The sequence below is a fragment of the Enterococcus sp. DIV0358 genome, from assembly GCF_051713465.1.
Lineage (GTDB): Bacteria > Bacillota > Bacilli > Lactobacillales > Enterococcaceae > Enterococcus > Enterococcus faecalis.
Genome location: NZ_JBIOPX010000001.1, coordinates 2792438 through 2798566, shown reverse-complemented (window position 1 = coordinate 2798566; position 6129 = coordinate 2792438). Strand labels below are relative to the sequence as shown.

The window sequence follows — 6129 nt, the reverse complement described above, 5'->3', positions numbered from 1 at the left end:
ACAGTGACCTCCTATATGTTTAAATTTTGGTTATCTAAAAAATGTGGATAACTTAAAAGAATGAGCATAGTCGATTTTAGCATTTTTTTAAAACTTTTTCCACAAGCAATTGTTCAATGTGGAAAAAAAGTACACAAGGGTGAAAAAAGTTTTCCACAGGGTGTCGACACTTGCGGAAGAAAGTGGTTTTTGAATGAGTTATCCACAAAAAGTTGAGAATAATTAAGCTTGACACAATCATGTTTAAAGAACTTATCAACAGCTAAAAAAACACCTGTGCAAAACTTTTTAACAGGCTGTTTTTTTGTGTAAAACTAGTGGAAAAATGGCTGTGAACAGAAAAAAATGTGGGAAACTATCCACAAGCTACTCACAGGAAAATTTAATTTGTGGATAATTGAAACGAATCTTTCTCAGGAAATATTTCTTAAATTTTATTGACAAAAGACCCTATTACTCGTTATACTATCAAAGTATGTCTATATATTGATGGATAGTTACAATTTCAGGAGGTGTAATTGCATGAAAAGAACGTATCAACCAAACAAACGTAAACGCCAAAAAGTTCACGGATTCCGTAAACGTATGAGCACTAAAAATGGCCGTCGCGTATTAGCAAGCCGTCGTCGTAAAGGTAGAAAAGTTATTTCTGCTTAATGATGGTCTGGTCTTTTAAACAGTCAATTTCTAAGAACCCTTAGTTATCTCCATAATTTTTTGGAAGATGTGAAGATAACTAAGGGTTCTTTTTCTGTTTTCAATAAAAGAAAGCAGGATTCTATAGAAAAGGCTACTAAAAAAGAGCGGAAATATGCTATTATTATTAAGAAGTAAAAAAATATAGAAACAAAGGGATGCCGATGAAAAAGTCCTACCGTGTCAAGAAAGAAAAAGAATTTCAACAGGTGTTTAATAAAAAACAATCTTGTGCAAATCGTCGTTTCGTGGTGTACGTTTTAGAGAAACCACAACAAGCCCATTTTCGAGTGGGGATTTCTGTTGGGAAAAAAATTGGAAACGCGGTCACAAGAAATGCTGTGAAGCGGAAAATCCGCGCGAGTTTATTTCAATTAAAAGACCGTATCTCTCCAGAAATTGATTTTATCGTGATTGCACGTCCAGGATTGGAAAAATTATCGTCTGAAGAAGTGAAAGCTAATTTAACACATGTGTTAAATTTAGCTAAAATATTAGATGTAAGAGAGGGAATTGAGTAGTGAAGAAGTATAAGCGCTTATTATTAATGGCTGGGTTAGTGACCTTAGTCTTTGTTTTATCCGCCTGCGGAACCGCGCCCGTAAGTGAAAGTAGTACAGGAATTTGGGATCGATACATTGTTTATTATTTTGCCCAAGCGATTAAGTTCCTATCATTAGGCGGCAGTGTCGGAATTGGGATTATCCTATTTACGTTAGTCATCCGGATTATTTTATTGCCGTTGATGCATTTCCAAACGAAGAGTATGCGTAAAACACAAGAGTTGCAACCGCAATTAAAGGCCTTGCAACAAAAATATTCTTCAAAAGATCCTGAAACACAACGCTTATTCCGAGAAGAACAGCAACGTTTGTATGCAGAGAATAATGTGAATCCTTACATTGGCTGTTTACCATTGTTGGTTCAACTACCAATCATGATGGCTTTGTATCAAGCCATTTCACGCGTGCCTGAGTTAAAAGAAGGAACGTTCTTGTGGTTAAGCCTCGATAAGCCGGATCCGTATTTAATTTTACCGATTTTAGCAGCTGTCTTTACGTTTGCTAGTACGTATCTTTCAAGTATGAGCCAACTAGAAACAAATGCCTCACTGAAAATTATGAATTACGTTATGCCAGCGATGATCTTCTTTATGGGGATTTCATTAGCCAGCAGTTTATCTCTTTACTGGGTGGTCTCAAATGCCTTCCAAACAGGGCAAACATTGTTATTAAACAATCCATTCAAAATCCGTAAAGAGCGGGAGGAAGCAGCACGTCAAGCCAAAGCACGGGAGCGAGCGCTTGAACGAGCAAAAAGTCCTAAGAAAAAAGGGAAGAAAAAATAAAGGAGGTCGTTCAGATGCCGATTTATGAAGGAAATACAATCGAAGAAGCAACGCAGAAAGGCTTACAAGCACTTGGTTTAACCAAAGAGGATGTTACAATTGATGTGTTAGACGAAGGAAAAAAAGGATTTTTAGGTCTAGGAAAAAAACTTGCCCAAATTTCAATGGAACCAACGATTAGTGAGCAAGTCACAGAAGCGGTCGAAGAAACAGTGGAAGATATTGTTGTTGCCGATGAAGCAACAGCAGTGGAAGAAGCAGTTGAGGAATTAACCGAAGCAATTCCTAGTCTCTCAGAGGAATCAACACATTCTTTAGAAAATCTGGAAGATGAAGCTGCTATTACTGAATTAGCGATGTATTTAACGAATATTTCAAATGAACTGAACGCCCCTGCCATGGTTCGCATAGCGCGCGAGAATGGCAATATTATCTTCCATTTAGAAACAGAAAAACAAGGTATCTTAATTGGAAAACACGGAAAAGTGTTAAATGCGTTACAGTATTTAGCGCAAGTCTTTATTCACCGCATTGCAAGCAATAAGCTATCGATTGTTGTGAATGTCGGAAATTATCGTGAAAAACGTCATGAAATTTTGGAACGTTTAGCGAAACGCACCGCGGAAAAAGCCAAACGCACTGGGCGGCCAGTCTTCTTGGAACCAATGCCGGCTTTTGAAAGAAAACAAATTCATCACACGCTAAGTAAAGATGAGCAAATCAAAACCCATTCTGAAGGGGATGAACCTTATCGGTATTTAGTGGTTGAACCAGTTAAGAAGTATTTTTAAACAAACAAAGAAACGTTGGCAACTCTCAGCAGGGACTGAATAGTTGCTAACGTTTCTTTGTTAAATGATTTTTTAGCCGTCTCCGTTTCTTTTTTTATGTTATGATAATCAGTAATTACTCCAGTAGTAAATTCAAATGAAAAAGTTTTGTAAAGAGACGTAGGGGGAGCAACAGGTATGCGTACGGAGAAAATACTGGTTGTAGATGATGATGCAGCAGTTCGTCGCTTGATTTGGAAAGCATTACAATCAACAGGTATTCTTATTTACCAAAGTGAATCAATTGAAAAAACAAAAGATATTGTGTCCAGAGTTACCTTTGATTTGTTCATTTTAGATGATAACTTGGAACATGACAGCGATGGTTACTACTTAGTCCAAATGATTAGAGAGAAATATCCACTAGTGCCAATTATCTTTTTTAGTAGCAAAAAAGAAGAAGAGGATATCATTGCAGCCTTGGAAATGGGCGTGGATAGTTATATAACGAAACCTTTTTCCTTGAATGTTTTTAAGGCTCAGGTGATTGCTTCGTTGAATCGAGCTCGAATGATTCGAAAACAATTGAATGTTTATAAAAAAGAAGAGCTACAGGTAGGCGATTTCCGTTTTGATTATGGTCGTTATCAACTATTTAAAAAGGATTTACCTATTTCATTGTCTTCAAAAGAAGTTCAATTAATTCAATTTTTTCTGGAGAATCCAGAGCAAGTATTCTCTAAAGAACAAATTTACAGCAGTGTTTGGGGGACCGGGGATGTCGATGCGAATACGATTATGGTTTTTATTAATCGTTTACGAAGTAAATTAGAAGAAAACCCGAAAGAACCTTGTTACCTTCGGACTGTTTGGGGCATTGGTTATACCTTTACGCCAAATGGTTGTGAACAAAAAAAATGAAAAAAGGCCTGCAGTCGCTAGTTCAACTGCGGGCCTTTTTGGCTTATTCAATTTGCCGACGTTCCATTTCTTTCAAAATAAATTGAAGCGAACGATTTAGATGTTCATGGGTTAAAAGTGTGATCTGGTCAATATTCTTTGTTTTCATTCCGCGGAAAATTAACCAATGTTCTTCTAGGGCAATACTGCGACGTTCTGAGGCACGAATCGCAATATCTCTGAAATAGATTAAGTAAGCATGGAGATCAGTCACAATTTTTTTTAAACGTAGCATCTGACTCTTAGTATAAATAAAGGAATTAAAATCTGAAAAGTTCTGTAGTAAGTCATCTACTTGGTCATTTTTGTTGTATTGCTCACCTTGATGAAGTAAGGCTTCCAGTTCATCAAAATCTTCTGGTGTCATGAGTTCCATGGCTTTAATGGTTGCTAATGTGTCTAAAGACTTACGAATATCGTAGATTTCATAAGCATCTTTCATACTAATCCCTTTGACAACGATACCCACCATAGGTATATGTTCCACCAATTGTTCTTTGACCAATTCTTGCAAAGCAAAGCGAATGGGCGTCCGACTAATGTTTAATTGCTCGGAAAATTCTTTTTCGTTAATCCGTTCACCCGCAGGAATATCCCCTAAAATAATGGTTTTTTTAAAGGCTTCATAGGTACAAATTTTTAGAGGTTTACTGCTGGTTAAATCTAAGTTCCGTTTTACTGCTTCAACTGTTGGATTCATATGAGGCACCTCCTTATATGTTATTTTTGTAGATAATAAATATAATATTAAAAATGAAAATATAACGCAAGAAAAGACTAAATGAAAAGAAAACCGAGGAGAAAAGGCACTCCTACGGTTTCAATGATAACGTTTAATTTTGTGGAATAAATAGAGGCATGTGCCCTAACGCAACAATGGTTACGATAAAAATAACGAAAATTCCTAAAGCGTATTTTGCTGATTCTTTTTGCCATTGACCCATATCTAAGCCAGTTAAACGTAATAACAAGTAGATAAATGCTACTAATGGACTTAATAAGTGGAATGCTTGTCCCATTAAAGAAGCTAAAGCCATAGACATGTTATCAAATCCATAAGAACGGCCAGCTTCTGCAAGAACTGGCATCACACCAAAATAGAAGCCATCATTTGAAATAAAGAATGTTCCTGGTGCTGAAATGAACGCAATCACTAAGCCCCAAGCGCCGGCTAATTGTTTTGGAATAATATTAACAAAGCTATTTGCTAAGGCATTGGCCATACCAGAACCTTGGAATAAGCCCATGAAGACGCCAGCAGCAAAAACTAAGATAACTACTTGTACAGCGTCACCAGCATTTGCACTGATGCGGCTGCTTTGATCTTTTAATTTTGGATAGTTAATCATTAAGGCGATACAAGTACCGACTAGGAATAGTAATAGCGGAGGCATTTCAATCCATGAAGGCAAACCTAATTGACCTACGAAGGAGCTTAGGACTAACCAACCGATTAAGATAATCGTTAAAATACCATTGAAAGCAAAATTCTTTGGACGACGAATTTCTAATAACTCAGGATCGTTAACAATAGTCATTTCTTCTAATTCTTTATCGGTAAGAGCTGTCACACCTAAGCGGGCACGTTCTTTTTTCCCCATGCGATAAGCAACAAAGAAGATAACATATAATACAGATAAAATCATACCAGGTGCTAAATAAGAAAGGATGTCGGCGTCCACTTCTAGTACAGCCATAGCACGAGCTGTTGGGCCACCCCAAGGTAATAAGTTCATAATGGTGTTCTGTAAAATAACAAGCACACCTAAGTTCATCATTTTCATATTAAGTTTTTTATAGATCGGGATAAATGCAGAACAGCAAATTAATGTCGTTGTTGTTCCATCGCCGTTTAAGGAAACAGCAGCAGCAACTACCGCAGTAGCCATCAAGACTTTCATCGGATCGCCTTTGGCAAAGTAAATCATTTTTTTGGTGATTGGATCAAACAAACCAGCATCCAACATAATAGAGAAGTAAAGAATGGCAAATAGTAACATAATACCAGTTTTTGAAGTAGTTGAGATCCCATCTAAGACGAAATTCCCAATGTTGACTTCAGGGACAACGCCGTCAGCACCAGGTGGCGGACTCGCTACTCCAGTTGCAATTGCAATCAAAGTAAAAATAAGAGGAATAATTACTAAAGATGTAAACGGTGACAATTTCTTTTTCATGATTACATACATAAAGATGATAATCATACCATAAGCTAAAATAGTGAGTAACATGTTTTTCTTCCTTTCTTTTTTTAGAACTTTTTTGTAAGCGTTAACAACCGGTGTTAATAAAAAAGAATAGCCATGAGAAATGTTTCACAGTATTCTGGTTTACAACAAAAAATATTTTTTGTGT

General features: G+C 36.7%; 7 protein-coding genes. 5 read left to right on the top strand and 2 right to left on the bottom strand.

The window, feature by feature from the left end; translation table 11 throughout:
- Positions 1-522 precede the first annotated feature (522 nt).
- The 5 genes from rpmH (at position 523) to IGK70_RS13435 (ending at position 3735) form a co-directional block, all read left to right on the top strand.
- A complete protein-coding gene (gene rpmH / locus IGK70_RS13455) occupies positions 523-657 on the top strand; it encodes a 50S ribosomal protein L34 (RefSeq protein WP_002356012.1) in 135 nt (44 codons plus the stop codon).
- Positions 658-860: 203 nt separating this feature from the next.
- Positions 861-1217, top strand: a complete 357-nt coding sequence (gene rnpA, locus IGK70_RS13450) for a ribonuclease P protein component (RefSeq protein ID WP_002356011.1) — start codon at positions 861-863, stop codon at positions 1215-1217.
- Positions 1217-2044, top strand: a complete 828-nt coding sequence (locus IGK70_RS13445) for a YidC/Oxa1 family membrane protein insertase (RefSeq protein ID WP_002356010.1) — start codon at positions 1217-1219, stop codon at positions 2042-2044. The genes rnpA and IGK70_RS13445 overlap by 1 nt, the downstream gene beginning before the upstream one ends.
- Positions 2045-2058: 14 nt before the next feature.
- Positions 2059-2835, top strand: a complete 777-nt coding sequence (jag, locus tag IGK70_RS13440) for an RNA-binding cell elongation regulator Jag/EloR (protein WP_002361456.1) — start codon at positions 2059-2061, stop codon at positions 2833-2835.
- Positions 2836-3012: 177 nt separating this feature from the next.
- Positions 3013-3735 (top strand): response regulator transcription factor, encoded by a 723-nt coding sequence (locus IGK70_RS13435; RefSeq protein WP_104855404.1) that lies wholly within the window; start codon positions 3013-3015, stop codon positions 3733-3735.
- A gap of 43 nt (positions 3736-3778) precedes the next feature.
- On the opposite strand, the gene IGK70_RS13430 is transcribed toward IGK70_RS13435, so the two are convergent.
- Both IGK70_RS13430 and IGK70_RS13425 read right to left on the bottom strand, forming a co-directional pair.
- Positions 3779-4474, bottom strand: coding sequence for a GntR family transcriptional regulator (locus tag IGK70_RS13430; protein ID WP_104853899.1), 696 nt, complete (start codon positions 4472-4474; stop codon positions 3779-3781).
- 133 nt (positions 4475-4607) lie between these two features.
- Positions 4608-6005 (bottom strand): CitMHS family transporter, encoded by a 1398-nt coding sequence (locus IGK70_RS13425; protein ID WP_104853898.1) that lies wholly within the window; start codon positions 6003-6005, stop codon positions 4608-4610.
- Between the last annotated feature and the right edge of the window lie 124 nt (positions 6006-6129).

Coding starts and splice junctions, on each gene's coding strand:
- IGK70_RS13425 (WP_104853898.1), bottom strand. CDS start 6,005: ATGTTACTCACTATTTTAGCTTATGGTATGATTATCATCTTTATGTAT.
- jag (WP_002361456.1), top strand. CDS start 2,059: ATGCCGATTTATGAAGGAAATACAATCGAAGAAGCAACGCAGAAAGGC.
- rpmH (WP_002356012.1), top strand. CDS start 523: ATGAAAAGAACGTATCAACCAAACAAACGTAAACGCCAAAAAGTTCAC.
- IGK70_RS13430 (WP_104853899.1), bottom strand. CDS start 4,474: ATGAATCCAACAGTTGAAGCAGTAAAACGGAACTTAGATTTAACCAGC.
- IGK70_RS13435 (WP_104855404.1), top strand. CDS start 3,013: ATGCGTACGGAGAAAATACTGGTTGTAGATGATGATGCAGCAGTTCGT.
- rnpA (WP_002356011.1), top strand. CDS start 861: ATGAAAAAGTCCTACCGTGTCAAGAAAGAAAAAGAATTTCAACAGGTG.